Origin of the sequence: Peribacillus sp. Aquil_B1 (genome assembly GCF_022603275.1) — a bacterium.
In the GTDB taxonomy this organism is placed as follows: domain Bacteria; phylum Bacillota; class Bacilli; order Bacillales; family DSM-1321; genus Peribacillus.
In genome coordinates this window covers 1-19,928 of record NZ_JAKXEE010000008.1, presented here as the reverse complement: position 1 = coordinate 19,928, position 19,928 = coordinate 1, and the positions used below count along the sequence as shown (strand labels likewise).

10 protein-coding genes, 1 rRNA gene and 2 riboswitches are annotated in these 19,928 nt (G+C 41.9%); all 11 genes read left to right on the top strand.

The window, feature by feature from the left end; translation table 11 throughout:
* The first annotated feature begins 26 nt into the window (after positions 1 to 26).
* Positions 27 to 4,508, top strand: a complete 4,482-nt coding sequence (gene essC / locus MPH60_RS26045) for a type VII secretion protein EssC (RefSeq protein WP_241594508.1) — start codon at positions 27 to 29, stop codon at positions 4,506 to 4,508.
* Complete coding sequence (esaA, locus tag MPH60_RS26040; protein WP_241594509.1) at positions 4,501 to 7,428, top strand: type VII secretion protein EsaA; 2,928 nt, start codon at positions 4,501 to 4,503, stop codon at positions 7,426 to 7,428. The genes essC and esaA overlap by 8 nt, the downstream gene beginning before the upstream one ends.
* The gene (gene essA / locus MPH60_RS26035; RefSeq protein ID WP_241594510.1) at positions 7,415 to 7,897 is read left to right on the top strand and encodes a type VII secretion protein EssA; all 483 of its coding nucleotides are present in this window, start codon (positions 7,415 to 7,417) and stop codon (positions 7,895 to 7,897) included. The genes esaA and essA overlap by 14 nt, the downstream gene beginning before the upstream one ends.
* Before the next feature lie 347 nt (positions 7,898 to 8,244).
* The gene (locus MPH60_RS26030; protein WP_241594511.1) at positions 8,245 to 9,201 is read left to right on the top strand and encodes an AAA family ATPase; all 957 of its coding nucleotides are present in this window, start codon (positions 8,245 to 8,247) and stop codon (positions 9,199 to 9,201) included.
* A gap of 32 nt (positions 9,202 to 9,233) precedes the next feature.
* A complete protein-coding gene (locus MPH60_RS26025; RefSeq protein WP_241594512.1) occupies positions 9,234 to 10,394 on the top strand; it encodes a DUF58 domain-containing protein in 1,161 nt (386 codons plus the stop codon).
* Positions 10,391 to 12,595: a transglutaminaseTgpA domain-containing protein gene (locus MPH60_RS26020; protein WP_241594513.1), complete on the top strand. Its 2,205-nt coding sequence runs from the start codon at positions 10,391 to 10,393 to the stop codon at positions 12,593 to 12,595. The genes MPH60_RS26025 and MPH60_RS26020 overlap by 4 nt, the downstream gene beginning before the upstream one ends.
* A gap of 36 nt (positions 12,596 to 12,631) precedes the next feature.
* Positions 12,632 to 12,733, top strand: a riboswitch (purine riboswitch).
* A gap of 142 nt (positions 12,734 to 12,875) precedes the next feature.
* On the top strand, positions 12,876 to 14,432 hold the full coding sequence (guaA, locus tag MPH60_RS26015; RefSeq protein WP_283916613.1) for a glutamine-hydrolyzing GMP synthase: 1,557 nt from the start codon (positions 12,876 to 12,878) through the stop codon (positions 14,430 to 14,432).
* 226 nt (positions 14,433 to 14,658) lie between these two features.
* Positions 14,659 to 14,760: riboswitch (purine riboswitch) on the top strand.
* A gap of 100 nt (positions 14,761 to 14,860) precedes the next feature.
* On the top strand, positions 14,861 to 16,192 hold the full coding sequence (locus tag MPH60_RS26010; protein WP_241594514.1) for an NCS2 family permease: 1,332 nt from the start codon (positions 14,861 to 14,863) through the stop codon (positions 16,190 to 16,192).
* A 152-nt stretch (positions 16,193 to 16,344) separates the two neighbouring features.
* On the top strand, positions 16,345 to 17,187 hold the full coding sequence (gene glcT / locus MPH60_RS26005) for a glucose PTS transporter transcription antiterminator GlcT (protein ID WP_241594515.1): 843 nt from the start codon (positions 16,345 to 16,347) through the stop codon (positions 17,185 to 17,187).
* A 213-nt stretch (positions 17,188 to 17,400) separates the two neighbouring features.
* Positions 17,401 to 19,470, top strand: coding sequence for a glucose-specific PTS transporter subunit IIBC (gene ptsG, locus MPH60_RS26000; protein WP_241594516.1), 2,070 nt, complete (start codon positions 17,401 to 17,403; stop codon positions 19,468 to 19,470).
* A gap of 381 nt (positions 19,471 to 19,851) precedes the next feature.
* A 16S ribosomal RNA gene (locus MPH60_RS25995) occupies positions 19,852 to 19,928 on the top strand; the annotation flags it as partial.

The window sequence follows — 19,928 nt, the reverse complement described above, 5'->3', positions numbered from 1 at the left end:
TGGGCCTTTTGCGGAGGTGAGATTTAATGAGTTTATTATGGATTTATTCTAAGGGAAACTACCAGTCCTATACGATCAAGGATAATCATAACGGTCCAATTACGATTGGTCCATCAAAGCAGGATACGATCACCATATATTCCATTTCCTTTGAACATGGTCCTATCAAGCTGAATAAACCTGAAGGACTTGATGGATATGAGGTGTTTAGAGAGGACATGAAGCTTGGCGATGTAAAGCCATTCCAGAGCTTCACCTTTCATGAAGGAGAAGAAAAAGTCGAGATTTTTTACACGGCAGGAGAATTGGAAGAAAGCCTCTATTATATAGGCAACTTGAAAGAAATCACTTTATCGGCCAAGGCGGGAGCGACTATCCGTAAAGAAGGACCCGTTTCCGGCATTGGGGTTTCCTTTGTGCTTCATAAAGGGCAGTGGCTGCTCATGCCAAAGGAAAATAGCGGGGTATTCATGAATGGTGAAAAAGTAACGAAAGCTGTTCCCATTCAAAATGGTGATCTGATTTGCTGGCCGAATATGGTGCTGAGGTTGATTGAAGGTGACTTATTGATGATTCATAGTGCCGAGAGCTATGAAACATCTTTAGCTAAAATGAAGAAGCCAATCTCTGAAATGAAGAAAAACTATCCACAATTTCGCCGGACACCAAGGATGATTTACGAATTGCCGGACGAGAAAGTGACGATATCTTTTCCGAGCCAAGAATCGGAAGATAATAATAGAGGGTTATGGCTGATCCTTATGCCGCCTTTAATGATGCTAATCGTCATGGGGGTCATCACGGTCATTCAGCCTCGGGGGATTTTCATCATCATATCGATTGTGATGTTCACAACAACTTTAGTTACCTCGACGGTACAATACTTTAAAGACAAAAAGAAGCAAAAACTCAGAGAAGAAAAACGTCAACGTGTATATACAAGATATTTAGAGCAGAAGAGGGAAGAACTGCAAGAGCTGTCTGAAAAACAAAAGAATGTGCTGTTCTATCATTACCCTTCCTTTGAAAGGATGAAGCTGCTGACTGACAGTATTAACGACCGTATATGGGAGCGAACTTTGGAAAGTGAAGATGCTCTGCACTTTAAAATCGGAACGGCGACCATACCATCAAGTTATCAGGTGTCGGTGAATAGCAGTGATATGTCCAATCGGGATATAGATGATTTACTTGAGCAGTCGCAGGAACTTGTGGATGTATACAAAAACCTGGATGATCTTCCTTTATCGATCGATTTATCAAGCGGATCGATGGGCCTGGTCGGAAAGGAATCGATTGTTAAACGGGAGCTGCAGCAACTGATTGGGCAGCTGGCCTTTTTTCATAGTTATCATGATGTTCGCTTTGTGGCCATTTTTCCGGAAAAGGATTACCAGGAATGGGAATGGATGAAATGGCTCCCTCATTTTCAATTGCCGCATGCCTATGCAAAAGGCTTTATATATAATGAGCAGTCACGTGACCAGCTGCTGACCTCGATTTATCAGCTATTGAGGGAAAGAGATTTGGATGAGAACAAAGGGAAAGTGAGATTCAGTCCCCACTTTGTCTTTATTGTCACGGATCGTAATTTAATTTCAGAGCATGTCATATTGGAATATTTAGAAGGTAAAACAGACGATTTAGGTATCTCGACGATTTTTGCAGCGGATGCAAAAGAGAGTTTGACGGAAAATGTCCATACGCTAGTGAAGTATATCAATGATGTTGAGGGTGAGATTCTCATCCAGCAAACGAAGGCTGTTCATACTCCTTTTACACTTGATGTACATTCAAAGGAAGGGAATGAGCGTTTTGCACGTACGCTGCGTTCACTGGATCATCAAAAAGGCATGAACAATTCCATACCAGAAACGGTATCATTCTTGGAATTATTGAAAGCCCGTGAAGTGGAAGATCTGCCTATCAGCCAAAACTGGCGGACCAATCAGTCTTCCAAATCCTTGGCTGTTCCCATTGGATTGAAAGGGAAAACGGATAGGGTTGAATTGAATTTGCATGAAAAGGCGCATGGCCCCCATGGTTTGGTTGCTGGAACGACAGGATCGGGGAAAAGTGAATTGCTGCAAACCTACATCCTTTCATTAGCCGTTCATTATCATCCACATGAAGTGGCCTTTTTGCTCATTGATTATAAAGGCGGGGGAATGGCACAGCCATTCAGGCAGATTCCGCATCTGCTGGGAGTCATTACGAATATTGAGGGCAGCAAGAACTTCAGTGCCAGGGCACTAGCCTCCATCAATAGCGAATTGAAGAAACGCCAGCGCATGTTTGATCGATACGAAGTCAATCATATCAACGATTACACGGATTTATACAAAGAAGGCAAAGCGGATGAGCCGTTACCGCATTTATTTTTGATATCAGATGAGTTTGCGGAACTTAAAAACGAAGAACCCGATTTCATCCGCGAATTAGTGAGTACGGCACGAATTGGACGGAGCTTGGGAGTTCATTTAATTCTTGCTACACAAAAGCCGGGCGGTGTTATTGATAACCAGATCTGGAGCAATGCCCGCTTTAAAATTTCCTTGAAAGTGCAAGATGCCAATGATAGTAAGGAGATTCTTAAAAATAGCGATGCGGCAAATATTACTGTCACCGGACGGGGATATTTGCAGGTAGGAAATAACGAGGTTTATGAATTGTTCCAGTCTGCGTGGAGCGGTGCACCATATTTAGAGGATACGGTTGGATCTGAGGATGAAGTGGCCCTTGTCACAGACCTTGGACTTGTTCAAATCTCAAATGTAACGGAACAAACCGCTACTAAGAGGAAAGAAAAGATTAGTGAAATTGAAGCCGTGGCGGACCGTATTGTGGCGACACAGGAAGAAATGGAGATTAAGAAGTTGGCAAGCCCGTGGCTGCCTCCTCTTTCAGACCGCTTATCGAGAATTACTGAAAGAAGCCTGACGAGGAATCAAATCCACCTGGGAATGAAGGATGAGCCAGAATTGCAGAGCCAGACGAATTATGTCTATAACTGGATTGAAGATGGGAATGTTGGTGTTTTTGGCTCTTCCGGGTACGGCAAGTCAACCACCGTATTGACACTTCTCTTTAGTTTTGCAGATCAATTCAGTCCTGAAGAATTGCATTATTATATTTTCGATTTCGGGAATAGCGCTTTATTGCCAATGCGCCAGCTGCCTCATACTGGGGAATACTTTAGGTTCGATGAGCTAAGGAAAATCGAAAAATTCATGTTATTCATGAAGGCGGAAATGGAAAGGCGTAAGCAGCTCTTTTCAGAAAAGGAGCTTAGTAACATAAAGCTTTATAATGCATTAGTGGAAGATAAATTGCCGATTATTTATATCGTGGTCGACAATTTTGACTTAGTGAAGGATGAGATGCAGGACCAGGAAGCACAATTCGTTCAGTTTGCACGTGATGGACAATCACTTGGAATATTCATGATTTTAACGGCAACGAGAATCAATGCGATTCGCCAGCCGTTAATGAATAGTCTTAAGACGAAGGTCGTCCATTACTTAATGGACAGTTCGGAACAATATTCGGTTTTGGGAAGAACCCCTTATGAAAATGAACCTGTTCCGGGGAGGGCGTTAGTGAAGAAGGACCAAACCTATCTCACGCAGGTTTATCTTCCAGCCGATGGAGCGGATGATATAGCCGTCTTGGAAGAAATGAAACAGACGGTGGCAGATCATAAGGTTAAATATAAGGAAATGGCCAAACCGCCGGCGATTCGGATGTTACCGGCACGTCTTGATTCCAGCAGCTTCAAGAGTTACTGCTCACAAGCCATTAAGAAGGATTCCATTCCAATCGGACTTTCAGAGGAAAGCGTTACACCTGTTTTGTTGGAGTTGAATTCCAATCCATTCCTGCTTGTCGTAGGACAGTCACGTAAAGGGAAAACCAATGTCCTTAAAGTGCTACTGGAATCATTGCTTACACAGACAATTGGGGAAATTGGTTTGTTTGACGGAGTGGATCGTGGCCTATCTTCTTATGCCACAGAGGAGAAGGTGAGCTATGTGGAAACAAAAGATCAGATAACCGAATGGCTCGATCATATCACTGGAATATTTGAAGAACGTGAACGAAGTTATCTAGAGGCATTGGAAATGAAACCGATGAAGCCACTGGAATTCCCAAGGATCATGTTTATCATAGATAGCATTTCAAGGATCCAACAAACGATCGACGGCAGGATTCAGGATAGGATCAGCGGTTTAATGAAACAATACAGCCACCTTGGGTTTAGTCTGATTGTCGCTGGAAATGCCAACGACTTCACCAAAGGATATGATTCGTTGACAACCGAACTGAAACAAGTCAGACAGGCCGTTTTGCTTCTTAAAAAATCGGACCAAAGCTTGTATACCCTCTCTTATTCAAGAAAAGAAGAAGAAATACAGCCGGGTTACGGATACTTTGTGCTGAATGGCCAGGAGAGTAAAATCCAAATTCCACTAAGTGAAGAAAGAAGGAGAGTGCAAGAGAGTGTCTGAAAAAATAAAACCGATGCTGTTAATCGGTAAAATACTGGTGATCTTAGCGCTGCCAATCTTGTTTTTTTCTTATATTGGCCAAAATCCAATGAAAAAGACAGAAACGGCTTCTCGTGAAATCGCCATTGTTAATGAAGATAATGGCACTGAATTTAACAATAATCCCATTTATATGGGCTCAGAGCTTGTTACTACACTGGACAAGGATTCTGAATATGAGTGGTTTGTGGTAAATAGGAGTACGGCGGAAAGTGGACTTGCAAATGAAAAGTATGATGCAGTCATATATTTTCCATCCGATTTCTCAGAGAATATTTATACATTCGATGATGAACAGCCTATCAAGGCGGGGATAAAGTACAAGGTACAACCTAGTTTGAATGCTGAGAACATGGAAAAGGTACAAAAGGAATTAGAGAAGACAAAGAGCAAAATGAATAAGCATATTTCAACACAGTATTGGAGCTATGTTTCCCAATCAGTCGAGGATATCCGTAAGAAGTTCGATAATGTCCTTGCTAAAGAAATCGCTTTTCAAAACACGATGTATGAGTTTTATACTCCAAGCTCGGAAAGCCTTGCCGGCGAAATCAAGCAGCACAAGGACATGCTTGAAGGAGTCTTTGCCGAGACGAAGGATGCTGGCAAAACAAGTAATGAAACAATGGATGAAATAGGGAACACGAAGACTCAAATGGCTTCATTTGTGAAAGATGTAGTTTCTTTTGAGGAATATCAAAAAGCTCAAAGTATCCTTTTTGAGAAAACCTCTGCCCAAAATCAGCAGCTTGTCAACGAGAGTGTACAATCATATGACAAGGTGATGAATGAGGGGAACCAAACAATACCTGAGATTCAGCAAGGGATGAATACGAAATACAGTCTTAATGATCAAGGCATTAGTGAGAATGTTGGAATCATGCAGCAGAAGCTCGATTCCAGCAGTAATGAATTGGAACAATTTTCAACAAGCATGAAGGATGATCAAGTAGAACAAATTACAAAAATCACTCAAGATCAACAAAGCTCGATTGAACAATTGAAACAATCGGAAGAGGCGGGTCTTGATAATCTTCAGTCTACCTTGCTTGCGCAAAGAGGGAATCTTGCAAGCAGTTCTGGTGATGGGGAGGTTATTGGTGAAGGAACGAAGCCTATAGAAGATATTGAAACGGAAACGGGAAAAGGTGAATCGGTTGCTGTACCTGAAAAGAAGGACCCGATTGATGAACTGTCACTGCAGGTACTGCTAGATCAAATCACTGGGATTAACACGGCACTTGAAAGTTTGGTGCCGGCAGAAGGAAGTGAAGGAGCTGCTGAACAAATCAATATCCTAACAGCGGAACTCCAAGCGGAAATCAATAATCTCAGCGGAACGGTAAACGGCAGAACGGGAAATTATAATCAAGTGATCACCGAGTTTAATACACTGGTAGATTCATATAATGAACTGCTGGCGCAGTTTACGCAATTACAAGCTGATTATAATGAACTCGGCACGAATTATAAGGATTTAGGTGACCAATGGAAAAAGTCACAGGAAGATATTCAAAAATTACAGGACATCCAAAGCATGACAATTGACGAGGCCATTGCTGAAATCAAGACTCTCGAACAATCACTTCTAGAAAAGGTGGGGGGAGAAAGGCGAGCGGTGCTGGTGAAGGCCTTTGAAAATCCTATCACGAATCGTGATTCAACTACCCTCCTTGCCTATTACGGTTCACTCTCATCTTATGGTGAATTGGCTGAAAGAGTCACGGAAGCAAATGTAGAAAAGGTATTTGCAGCCAATATAAAAGAATTGGAAAACTTGAAAAATGGGGTCTCCGGAAACGTAGATGAAGAAGCGAAACTCGTTAAAGCCAGTTTAGCAGGAGTCAATGAGAACTTCGGTATGTTCTCGGATTCCATTATGGGTTATATGAAAGAATATGATGCTAACGTTGAAACGGGGCAGAAAGCTACTTTAGCTGAATTAGCGGCAATTACCGGTAAGGGCCAAGAAGTGTCTGCCAATTTGTCAGATCATATGGAAGTTCCTGAAGTGGAGGCCGAACCGCCAGTTAACCTTGATGGAGAAATGTTTGTATCACTTCAAGACAATACGGCAACGACTGTCGGCTTCATTTCCGAGCTTGTCAATTCTGTAGCGGAACGGCAGGACACTGTCACGAAGGATACAGCAGACCTGCAAGCGAAAGTTGGATCAGTACAGGAAAGGGCCGATCAGCTTAATGATAATTGGTCCCAAAATGTAGATTCGACCGTAAAAATAAAGACGGACGTCTATAGTGTCTTGAATAACACTCTAGTCGATGATCAGGAAAACGGATATGTGTACGAATATTTAGCAAATCCCGTACAAATCAGCGGGGAAGTCCTGCATCAGGAAAAGGTTAATATCCCGCCGATCGTCATGTTGGTGATCATACTCATTTCTGGGTTATTGATCGGTTTCTTCCTGCATCATTATGAAACCATTCCAATGATGGTCCATGCGGCCTTGTTTGCCTTATTGAATCTGATCGTAGGTTTAATCATCAGCATGTATGGTTTGAAGATCTATCCACTGGGAGATATGCAGGAGATTAAATGGACCGTTTTCACCGTCCTGCTTTTATTCTTCTGTTCAGCGTTTACCCGGCTTGCCTTCTCGATTGGGCCGTTTGTCGGTGCTATCCTGGTGATTGGTTTGATCAGTTTCCTTACCATTCCATTATTGGATTTAATCATGCCTAATTTCAATGTAGACCACCCGGTTGCAGATGTATATATGTCCATTCAGTTCGGAAATCAGTCGGCATTCATTCCGGCTAGTATCATCTTGATTGTGCTGACGCTTATTGCAACGATCATTCCATATATAGTGAAGCGTCTGACAGAAAGAAGAGCAATGGCCCATGAAGTGGAATAAATACGTAATGCCTGTCTTGCTCATCCTGTTTTTTAGCCATGCACCTCATGGCGGGGCGGAAGATGAACCCATGGTGGAGCCTAATGAATATCAAGAAAACGATATTGATATTCAAACGGAGTATTTCCATGAAGAAGGATTATTGGAACAGAAGCGGAAACTGCCTGAAGAACAAAAGGACCTCACTTTTGAAAGAGGGAAATATGATGTCATTGACTCGGTGGAGGACTCATTATTTCTGTCTCCGGTAACGGGGAATCAAAATAATACAATCGCTTCAAAAGCCGATCAGCTTGGATTATTCTCAGAGGTCGGCGTTCGAACGAGAAGCGAAGAAGAAACAGAGCCTTCCCTTAATTTTGACCTGACGATATTGCTTGGCATCGTTTTGGCACTTTTGGTCGTTTGTTTGTTTTTTATCCTTATCCCGAAAATGGGGAAGTTGAATGGAGAGGTTAAACGAAAATGAAAAAAGCCCGATTCCTGGCATAAGTCAGCAATCGGGCTTTTTTTCTACATATCCATAACGGTTTTAATAAGCCCTAAAAGAAGGGCGGCAGCGAAGATCAAAATGAAGAATTTTTTATACATGATCAGTACCTCTTATATCTTATGATTGGATTGCATTCATTTTAGCACAAACGTCATCATTGGTTCATATTCGCTTAGCAACAGTTTAACATACCTTTTTAGTACAAATTCGTTTATGGTTTAGCGATTATCTAGTAAACTTACAATGTAAGGTTTAATTGGAGCTTAATGTAAAAAGTGTGATATAGAGAAGGTAAAGATAATGTGAATCCCGGGAGGTAGAGAATGATTTATAAGCAGGTTAATCAAAAACTGGAAATGGTTCTGGGGAATATCGAAAAGGTGATTATCGGAAAACGGGATATAGCGGAACTGAGCATCGTGGCACTCCTTTCCGGCGGACATGTCTTATTGGAGGATGTTCCGGGCGTCGGAAAGACAGTCATGGTAAGGGCACTGGCAAAATCAATAGGTGCAAGCTTTAAGCGAATTCAATTTACACCTGATTTACTTCCTTCTGATGTTACTGGTGTTTCGATCTTCAATCCTAAGGAACAAGCATTCATTTTTAGGCCAGGTCCGATAATGGGACATATTATTTTAGCCGATGAAATTAACCGGACCTCGCCGAAAACTCAGTCTGCATTACTTGAAGCAATGGAAGAGGCAAGTGTGACGATTGATGGTGTCACAAGAGGATTGGAGAAGCCGTTCTTCGTAATGGCGACGCAAAATCCGATCGAGTACGAGGGAACATATCCGCTTCCGGAGGCTCAATTGGATAGATTCCTATTAAAAATGAAAATGGGCTATCCCGGTGTGGAAGAAGAGATTGAGGTTCTTCATAGAGCTCAATACACGGCACCGCTTGAGGAGCTGGAATCCGTCATCACCTTGGATGAATTGATAGAATTACAGGGTGAGGTAAAAGCGGTGATAGTGGATGACACAATAAAACGATACATTGTTGAATTGGCGAATCAAACACGTTCGCATGAAGGGGTCTATTTAGGGGTGAGTCCGCGTGGATCGATAGCATTGATGAAAGCAGCCCAGGCTTATGCGTTGATCCAGGGCAGGGACTATGTCCTGCCGGACGATGTTCAATATTTAGTTCCATTCGTATTTTCCCACCGGCTTATTTTGAAACCTGAAGCGAATTATGATGGCTTCGATGCTGGAATGGTGATACATGAAATTGTCGCGACAACACAAGTGCCAGTGAAGCGGGCTGTGACCTAATGCGCAAATTCATCAACATTTTAAGAGGAAATATGAGTGTGATCGGACTTGTATTACTCATGGCCGTTTCCTTTTGCTATGCAATGTTTCAAGGCGGTTTTGTCAGTTGGTTCATTTTTTATTCATTTTTGCCGTTTTCTGTGTACGCTTTGATTCTGCTTGTTTATCCGCTGCATGATTTTACCGTTGAGAGAAAGGTCAATAAAAGGGAATGCCAGGCCGGCGAATCTGTTGAGATAGCATTGAGGTTTACCCGTAAAAATCGGCTGCCCCTATTATTCATGGTGGTAGAGGAGGAATTGCCTCAGAAGATGGAAGATAGGGGATTCCAAAGGAAAATAATTATTTTTCCGGGATTCAAGCGTACCTTCAGCATGTCATATATCTTGGAAGACTTGCAGCGCGGAGAGCATTCGTTTCAATCGATCCGCTTTTGGATTGGTGATTTTTTCGGGCTAGTCGAAAAGGAAGCGATATATAGTTCACCTTTGAAAATAACTGTTTTTCCTCGTTATCATGAGCTTGGCTACAGTGATCTTGACCGAGTGTTCAATCAGGGTGCAGTGGTTTCAGCAAAGAAAACACAACGGGAACATTCAGTTGTTTCCGGGGTAAGGGAATATCAGCCAGGCGATCAGTTGTCATGGATTAACTGGAAGGCGACGGCTAGAACGAGTGAAATCATGACGAAGGAATTCGAAGTCCAGAAAAACCGGGATGTATTCATCATGCTTGATGAAAAGCCGTCGGATTTATTCGAAGAATCCATTGAAATGGCTGCTTCCATTGCACACGCCCTGTTAAAGAAAGGCATGGAAATTGGGTATGTGAGCAGGGAATCGAGGTTAATCATACCGGCAGCAGCGGGCAATAACCAGAAACGAAAGATTTTTTACCAACTTGTTAAAGAAGAGCCGAGAGTGGCAAATGATTTGAACGAAAATGTCAGGAAGGGAATTCTTCCGGCAAATGCTGCTGTGATCTTCATCGTTTCAGACTTAACCTTAGAAAAGGTGGACATATTGAGTGCTTTACGGCCTAATCTGGGATTAATGTTATGTGTGAAGAAACAGGCGTATCTTACTGATGAGGAGAAGTTGTCAAGCTCTGCAGCTGTTTCGAGGGGGATAAAGGTTAGATTTTTTGAACATGGCCAACTAAAGTCTGACAGATCAGAGGTGATGGCGAAATGAATGTCACCACTGCAAGGTTGGAAAGATTCATGCACGTCCTCATGTATGTATTTGGTCTGTTGTTGATTACTGAGTGGCTGAGGCCTGTCGATAAACTGACAGATACAGGTAATATCATCATTTTTATCGTATTTTTACTCTATTCCCTGCTACTGCATTATTTCCGCATACATTGGTCAATCCGGTTTATTCTCATTATTGCTTATATAATGATTTCATTGCAGTTCCTCCATTCAAAAGGCGCCTTATTTCAATTATTATGGCTGAAAGAAGGCTTCCTAGCGGATTTTACGGCCAATCTTGGTTTTATATACGATGGTAAATGGGAGCTGATCACAAATCCATTTCGAACATTTCTATTTTTTGTCCTTTTGTGGCTTGTAACGTATTTGATTCATTACTGGGTGATGGTAAGGCAAAGCATTTTTTTCTTTTTTATGTTAACGGTGATTTTTATATCTGTACTTGACACATTCACTCCCTATGTGGGGGATAAGGCAATGATTAGAATCATCATCATCGGGTTCTTGATGTTAGGCCTGCTGTCCCTGGTGCGACTTACGGTACAGGAGCGGATTAAGTTTTCGATGGCTTCCATCAATAAGTGGATCTTAATGCTGACCGGCATGATATTGATGAGTGTTCTTGTCGGTTTCGCTGCCCCAAAGCTCTCCCCGCAGTGGCCGGACCCGGTGCCTTATATTACCTCTTATTCTGATAAAGCGGGGAAAGAAGACGGTGGTTCGAAGCGTAAAAGTGTCGGATATGATGAAGACGATTCGGATCTTGGCGGATCGATAGAGCCGGATGGTTCCATCGTTTTTTATAATAATGCTCCTGCAGGACATTACTGGAAAGTCGAGAACAAGGATATTTATACCGGTAAAGGATGGGTTTCCATACTGGAAACGGACTTTCACACTTTTTCCAACGGGCAGGACATGGCATCTTTAGATATTTATGACGTTCCTGAAGTGGTGAGGACAGAAGAGATGTCGGCAAAAGTGTCCATGACAGAATCATATTCCCATATCCTTCATCCGCAGTCCGGGTATTTGAAAAAGATTGAGGGCAAAAACGGGATGGTTTTCAAATATTATGAGGGGATGGACAAAGTTATTTCTGAAAAGGATAATGGCGAACGACTATCCATGAAAGAGTATGAACTGGTCTATGATATGCCGAGTTTCGATATAGCTGAGTTAAGGAAGGTAACGGAACCTGACGAATCAATGGATTTTTTAATGGAAAAGAACACGCAGCTTCCAGAGGGTATGCCAAACCGGATATATGAATTGGCATCCGGGCTTACAAGGAATGAAAAGAATTGGTACGATAAAGCTAAAGCCATTGAGGATTATTTTGACGGACCTGAATTCATTTATTCTAAGGACGATATTCCATATCCGGAGAGCAATCAAGATTATGTCGATCAATTTTTATTTGAGACACAGATAGGGTATTGCGATAATTTTTCAAGTGCAATGGTTGTTTTGCTAAGAGCCGCCAATATACCTGCAAGGTGGGTAAAGGGCTATACGGAAGGGGAAAAAACAATCCTTGATGGCGAATCCGTTTATAAGGTAACCAATAATAATGCACATTCCTGGGTCGAGGTTTATTTTTCAGGGATAGGCTGGGTTCCCTTCGAGCCGACAAAGGGTTTCAATGGGGAAGTTGAATTTTACGATTCGGAATTGAAACAGGAAGCGATCAAGAACTCTGAAGAAACTCCAATTAATGAAGAGCAAACAAAGAAAGTGAACAGGGAACGCCAGGATACACCCGATAGGGAAACTCAATCATCCGTGAAAACGGGTATCGGGAACATGGCTGGGTTCTTAAAATGGACTGCCATCTCACTGTCAGGTGCATTGATTTTCGCTTCTATTGGTTATTTCTTCAGAAGGAAGTGGATTCCTCATCTGCAGATTCTTCGTTATAGAAAGAAAACCGGTGCTCATTTCTCGACAGCCTATATAATTTTATTGAAACAATTAAAACGAGCCGGTTTAGTTCGGCCGGAGGGGCAAACCTTAAGGGAGTACGCCGCCTATGTGGATGCAGTGTACGATACGGATGAGATGACTGAATTGACGGCTGGCTACGAGTTAATGATATATCGTGGAGACGTGGAAGATGGCGAATGGAAACACTTTCAAAAGGGTTGGGAAAGCTTAATGAGAAAAACTAGCTCTTGACCAGGTTTTTATTATATTGATACAATAACAAAAACTAACTTAAACTAATATATCCTTCATATATCCTCGATAATATGGATCGAAAGTTTCTACCGAATCACCGTAAATGATTTGACTATGAAGGCGGATTTTAACAGGAAAGCTGAAAATCTGCCTTCGTCTATACTTTTTCTGTATTTTTGAGGGTGGATTTTTAGTTTTTCTTTTTTTATGATAATATTTTTTATAAGAAATTATCACTCGATTTTATGAGTGAATTACATTGATAGAGGTGACGTTTGTGCCGGGGAAAACAGAATTGCAAAAAAACCAGGAAATGATCGTAGTACTTGATTTTGGAAGCCAATATAATCAATTGATCACTCGTCGTATCCGTGAATTTGGTGTGTACAGTGAGCTTCATCCACATACAATTACTGTAGAAGAAATCGAGAAAATGAACCCAACGGGAATCATTTTCTCAGGGGGTCCGAATAGTGTTTATGATGCAAATGCATTTGGTTGTGATGAACGCATATTCGAAATGGGCCTTCCGATTTTCGGTATTTGCTATGGCATGCAGCTTATGACTAAACATTTTGGCGGTAAGGTGGAACCAGCTAAAAACCGTGAATACGGAAAAGCGACACTTGCCATCCAAAATGAGTCCAAGTTATTCAGTGACCTGCCGAAAGAACAGATCGTCTGGATGAGCCATGGTGATCTAGTGGTGGAAACGCCTGAAGGTTTCCAAATTGATGGGACGAACCCGTCTTGCCCAATTTCGGCTATGAGTGACGAGTCACGTAAATTATATGCCGTGCAATTCCATCCTGAAGTCCGTCATTCCGTATACGGTAATGACATTTTGAAAAATTTCGTATTCGGCGTTTGTGGCTGCAAAGGTGACTGGTCAATGGAGAACTTCATTGAAATAGAGATGGAGAAAATCCGCCAAACGGTCGGAGATAAAAAAGTGTTATGCGCATTGAGCGGCGGTGTGGATTCATCCGTTGTTGCAGTATTGATCCATAAAGCGATTGGCGATCAGCTGACATGTATTTTCGTTGATCATGGATTACTTCGTAAAGGGGAAGCCGAAGGTGTAATGGAAACATTCAGTGAAGGCTTCAATATGAACGTAATCAAGGTCGATGCAAAAGAACGTTTCCTATCGAAGCTTGCTGGCGTTTCAGATCCGGAACAAAAACGGAAAATCATCGGTAACGAGTTCATCTATGTATTCGATGACGAAGCAACGAAGCTTGAAGGAATTGATTTCCTTGCACAGGGTACACTTTACACAGACATTATTGAAAGTGGTACGGCCACTGCACAAACAATAAAATCGCATCACAACGTTGGCGGTCTGCCGGAAGATATGCAATTTAAATTGATCGAGCCTTTGAACACCCTGTTCAAGGATGAAGTGCGTGCACTTGGTAGTGAAATGGGCATTCCGGACGAAATCGTTTGGCGTCAACCATTCCCGGGTCCAGGTTTAGGTATTCGTGTACTAGGTGAAATTTCAGATGAAAAACTTGAAATCGTTCGTGAATCTGACCATATCTTACGTGAAGAAATCAAAAAGAATGGTTTGGAACGCGAAATTTGGCAGTACTTTACGGTGCTTCCTAACATTCGAAGCGTAGGGGTAATGGGCGACGCGCGTACGTATGATTATACAATCGGGATCCGTGCGGTTACATCCATTGACGGAATGACTTCCGATTGGGCAAGAATCCCTTGGGATGTACTTGAAATCATCTCAACGAGAATCGTTAATGAAGTAAACCATGTAAACCGCGTAGTTTATGACATTACGTCTAAGCCACCTGCAACGATCGAGTGGGAATAGAAGATTAAAATCATCCAATCAGTGAAGGGAATATCCTTCACTGATTTTTTTTTGTTAAAATAGTATTTGAATCTGTAGATTACTTACATTTCACGTATGTTGGCGAAGATATAGCCATAATAAGTATGGAATATATAGTGAAAAACGAACATTGCCTAAAATTACATAAAAAATATTCGTTTGGTATATTGACGATTATTTTAGTGACTGATACACTATACCTATAATAATAAAAAAACATAATTGTCGTATAATATTGGGGATATGGCCCAAAAGTTTCTACCAAGCTGCCGTGAACGGCTTGACTACGATATGGAAGGATTGGCGTGGATAAACCGCCATTTCTTTACATGACCGCAGTCAAGCCCCGTTCGTTAGCGAATGGGGCATTTTCTGTTGGCACGATTTTATGATAGGGGAGACTCATAATGAAAAATTATTTTCGGTTTAACGAGCTGGGAACTAATTATCGCCGTGAAATACTTGGTGGACTGACTACGTTCCTTTCAATGGCGTATATCCTGGTTGTTAACCCTGTGATGCTGACTTTACAAAGCATCGAGGACTATCCGGATGAGTTGAGAATGGACTACGGAGCGGTTTTTGCAGCGACCGCCTTGGCAGCCGCAATCGGCTCGATATTGATGGGGCTAATAGCCAGGTATCCAATCTCGCTTGCACCAGGGATGGGATTGAATGCTTTCTTTGCTTTTACCGTTGTGCTTGGTTTTGGAATTCCTTGGCAGACGGCTTTGTCAGGAGTATTGATTTCAGGTATTATCTTCGTTTTGCTTTCCCTATCGGGAATACGTGAGAAAATCATTAATGCAATTCCAGTCGAATTGAAATACGCAGTTGGTGCCGGTATCGGTTTATTCATTACTTTTGTAGGATTTCAGAATGCTGGAATCATCACGAATGATGACAGCGTCCTTGTCGGACTGGGCGACTTGACATCAGGAAATACTCTATTGGCTGTGTTCGGAATTGTCGTAACCGTCATTTTGATGACGAGAGGCGTCAAAAGCGGTGTGTTCATAGGAATGGTCATTACAGCCATTGCAGGAATGATTTTTGGTCAAGTTCCGGTGCCGGAGAAAATAATTGGTGCCGTACCTAGCATAGCTCCTACATTCGGGGTTGCGTTCGGTGCCTTCGGAAATCCCGGTGATCTCTTCACTGGTCAAATGTTAATCGTGATACTGACCTTCTTGTTCGTAGCATTCTTTGATACAGCCGGTACGTTGGTGGCTGTCGCGCAACAAGCTGGTTTGATGAAGGATAATGTTCTTCCTAGAGTGGGAAAAGGATTACTTGCTGATTCATTATCCATCGTTTCAGGTGCAATTCTTGGTACATCAACCACGACATCTTATGTAGAGTCTACATCGGGTGTTGCCGCTGGTGCACGAAGCGGTTTTGCGGCTGTAGTGACAGGGTTGCTTTTTGTCCTATCCCTATTCTTCTTCCCGCTTCTATCTGTGGTGACATCTGCGGTGACTGCGCCGGCATTGGTTATAGTCGGAGTATTAATGGCATCATCACTTAAAAATATTGACTGGCAGAAGTTTGAAATTGCGGTTCCGGCCTTCTTTACGGTCATCATGATGCCTATGACATATTCAATTGCGACAGGTATAGCTTGCGGATTCATCTTCTATCCGATCACCATGTCCATGAAAGGGAGAGCTAAAGAGGTTCACCCAATCATGTGGGGTCTTGGAGTCGTTTTCCTACTATATTTCATTTTCTTGAAGTAATAATGCAATAAGTAAGGAGAGTCCTGATTTCGGGGCTCTTCTTTCATGTTGTAAGAGAAAGCTCATATCGTGTATAGTAAAAGGACTAAGTACTAAGTACTTTATCCTGTATGGGGCATAGGGATGACTTTGAGAAAAAAAGAGGGAGAAAAATGAATGGTTTTATCGTTGAAAAGGTTTTGAACAATAATGTGGTGATTGCCACGCATCCGTCGTATGGAGAAGTCGTTTCTATTGGAAAGGGCTTAGGCTTCAACCGAAAGAAAGGCGAAGAGTTAAGTCCGGAACTTGCGGAGAAAACGTTTGTCCTGAAAAATGTCAAAGAACAGGAAAGTTACAAAAAACTTTTGCCGCAGATCGATCAAAATCTTCAAGCTGCCATTATAGAATCCATTCATCTCATTAACGACCGAGTAACTGGAAAACTCAATGAACATATACATGTCGGTTTAACTGATCATTTATTGTTCGCCCTTCAGCGTGTTTCACAAGGAATGACTATCAAAAACCCATTCTTGAAAGAAACGATAACCCTTTATCCTTTTGAACATGATATTGCTGTCGATGTAGTAGAATTAATTCAAGATAAGACAGGCATAGGCCTGCCCCAAGGGGAAATCGGTTTTATTACGCTTCATATTCATAGCGCGATATCAAATAAAGACTTATCGGAAGTCAATCAGCATTCGCAGTTAATCTATCAGCTAATCCAAGTTGTTGAAGAACAGCTCAATGTGAAAATTAATAAGGATAGCATAGACTATTCACGTTTGGTCCGTCATTTAAGATTCATGATAGACAGGGTGTTGGCTGGGGAAAAAGTAGAGGAACCTGAAAAAATAGCAATGCTATTGAAAGAAGAATATCCTTTGTGTTACAATATCTCTTGGAAGCTAATAAAAATTATGCAGCAGAAATTAGGCAAACCGGTTTGTGATGCGGAAGCTGTCTATTTAACGATGCATATCCAACGATTACAAAAGAAAATTAAATAAACATACATTAACTTACGTGTTACTGATTCGATCAGGCATAAGTGAGGAGAATGATTGTTATGAAAGAGGGTATTATATACCTGAATTTTCATTTCAATCCTATCTTTGCTTATGCCTTTTTTGTATTTGAATTCTGATGCGTGGGAAGATGAATACCATCGTAAATGTAACCGTTTTATTAGCATGGAAAAACAGTAAAGAGGAGGAAAACCTATGTTTAAGAAGTTGTTTGGTGTTTTGCAAAAAATCGGTAAAGCTTTGATGCTTCCTGTAGCCATTTTACCAGCGGCCGGAATTTTGCTTGCGTTTGGTAATGCATTGCAAAACGAAACTTTGTTGGATATCGCCCCGTTTCTTGCGAGTGGCGGAGTGGAAATGGTCGCATCCGTAATGGAGAATGCCGGGAATATTATTTTTGGGAATCTTCCCTTGTTGTTTGCTGTGGGAGTCGCAATTGGGTTAGCTGGCGGAGATGGTGTTGCCGGTTTGGCGGCGATTATCGGTTTCTTGATTATGAATGTAACGATGGGAACTGTTCTTGGCATTGACGCTGCCGACATTGCGAAAAATAGTGCTGTGTATACCAATGTTCTGGGAATCCCGACGTTGGGAACTGGTGTGTTCGGCGGTATTATTGTCGGTGTCATGGCTGCTGTTATGTATAATAAGTTTTATGAAATTGAACTGCCTTCATATTTAGGATTCTTTGCAGGTAAACGTTTTGTACCCATTGTAACAGCCGCAAGTGCAGTTATTCTTGGGTTGCTGATGATCTTGGTTTGGCCGACGATTCAATCGGGGTTAAATGCATTTTCCGAAAATATGTTGGGTGCTAACCTGACTCTGGGAGCTTTCGTGTTTGGGGTTGTAGAACGTGCGCTGATTCCTTTTGGGTTGCATCATATCTTCTATTCGCCATTCTGGTTCGAATTTGGCAGCTATATCCCTCAAGGTGGGGGAACGCCAGTCAGAGGAGACCAGGCCATCTTCATGGCACAAATTAAAGATGGCGTTCAGAATTTAACGGCAGGTACCTTCATGACTGGTAAATATCCATTTATGATGTTCGGGTTACCAGCTGCGGCTTTGGCCATTTATCATGAAGCAAGACCGGAAAGAAAGAAAATAGTCGGGGGCTTGATGGCTTCTGCGGCACTTACATCTTTCTTGACGGGAATTACTGAGCCACTTGAATTTGCATTCTTATTTGTTGCACCGGTTCTTTTCGGGATTCACTGTCTGTTCGCAGGTCTATCTTTCATGACCATGCATTTACTGGACGTGAAAATCGGGATGACGTTCTCGGGTGGTTTGATCGATTACGTACTGTTTGGTTTAATCAATCCGCAAACCAATGCATGGATTGTTATTCCGGTAGGTTTAGTCCTTGCGGTTATCTATTACTTTGGATTCCGATTTGCGATAAGGAAGTTTAACCTTAAAACTCCTGGCCGTGAAGTGGAAGAGGATGAGGAAGATGGCGGATCTGCAAGTACAGCTGGGAGTCTTCCTGGGGATATCTTGGATGCTATGGGCGGAAAAGAAAATATTTCTCACTTGGATGCTTGCATTACCCGTCTTCGTGTATCAGTCAATGACATCGGTAACGTTGATAAAAATAGGCTGAAGAAACTTGGTGCCGCTGGAGTTCTGGAAGTAGGCAATAACATCCAGGCCATCTTCGGACCTCGTTCAGAAACGATCAAGGGGCAAATAAAAGATATCATTGATGGAAAAAGGCCTCGTAAAGTAGAAGCATCTCCTGAAGAGGGTGTGGAAAATCAAATCGAGGATGTCGTGCCGAAACCTTTACGGACGGATGAAGTTTCCGAGCGCTTTGTTTCTCCTATTAAAGGGGAATTAAAGCCGATCACAGAAGTGCCTGATGCAGTTTTTGCTGAAAAAATGATGGGTGATGGATTTGCCATTGTACCTGAGGAAGGATTGGTTGTTTCTCCTGTAGACGGTACGATCGTAAATCTATTCCCGACTAAACATGCAATAGGCATCGTTTCCGAAGCTGGTCGTGAAATCTTGATACATGTCGGGATCGATACAGTTAAGTTAGAAGGCAAAGGTTTCGAAGCGCTAGTCTCTCAAGGAGATAAAGTGACAAGCGGACAGCCATTGCTCAAAGTTGATATAGAGTATGTCAAAAACAATGCCAGCTCTATCATTACGCCAATCGTCTTTACTAACCTTTCCGAAGGTGAAAGTGTGAAGATCGAAAAGGCCGGAAATGTAGATAGAGAAGAAGCGGACGTAATTACCATTAATAAATAATCATTTCTACCAGGAGGGTGGCTATAATCAGCTGCCCTCCTGTTTTTGATAATTCAATGGCAGGGTCCGGCTTCTATAGAAAGAAAGTGGTGTATATATAGAAGAAGCTGGTTCGTGAAAAAAATGAAGGGGATTTTAAAAGATTGCATTGACTTATTTAAATGCAAGTGCTAATATATTAAATACACCGCTTGAGACAAAAGAAAAACAAGTAAATGATAATTTATTGTTGACTTTATGTTTGAAGGGTGTTATACTAACAAAGTCGCTAAAAAGCGATGAGAAATATTGCTCTTTGAAAACTGAACAAAACAAAGCGCCAACGTTAAATTTTTAAGTGAGCACACACTATCAAAAAAGCAAATGAGCAAGTCAAACATTTCTTCGGAGAGTTTGATCCTGGCTCAGGACGAACGCTGGCGGCGTGCCTAATACATGCAAGTCGAGCGAATCGACGG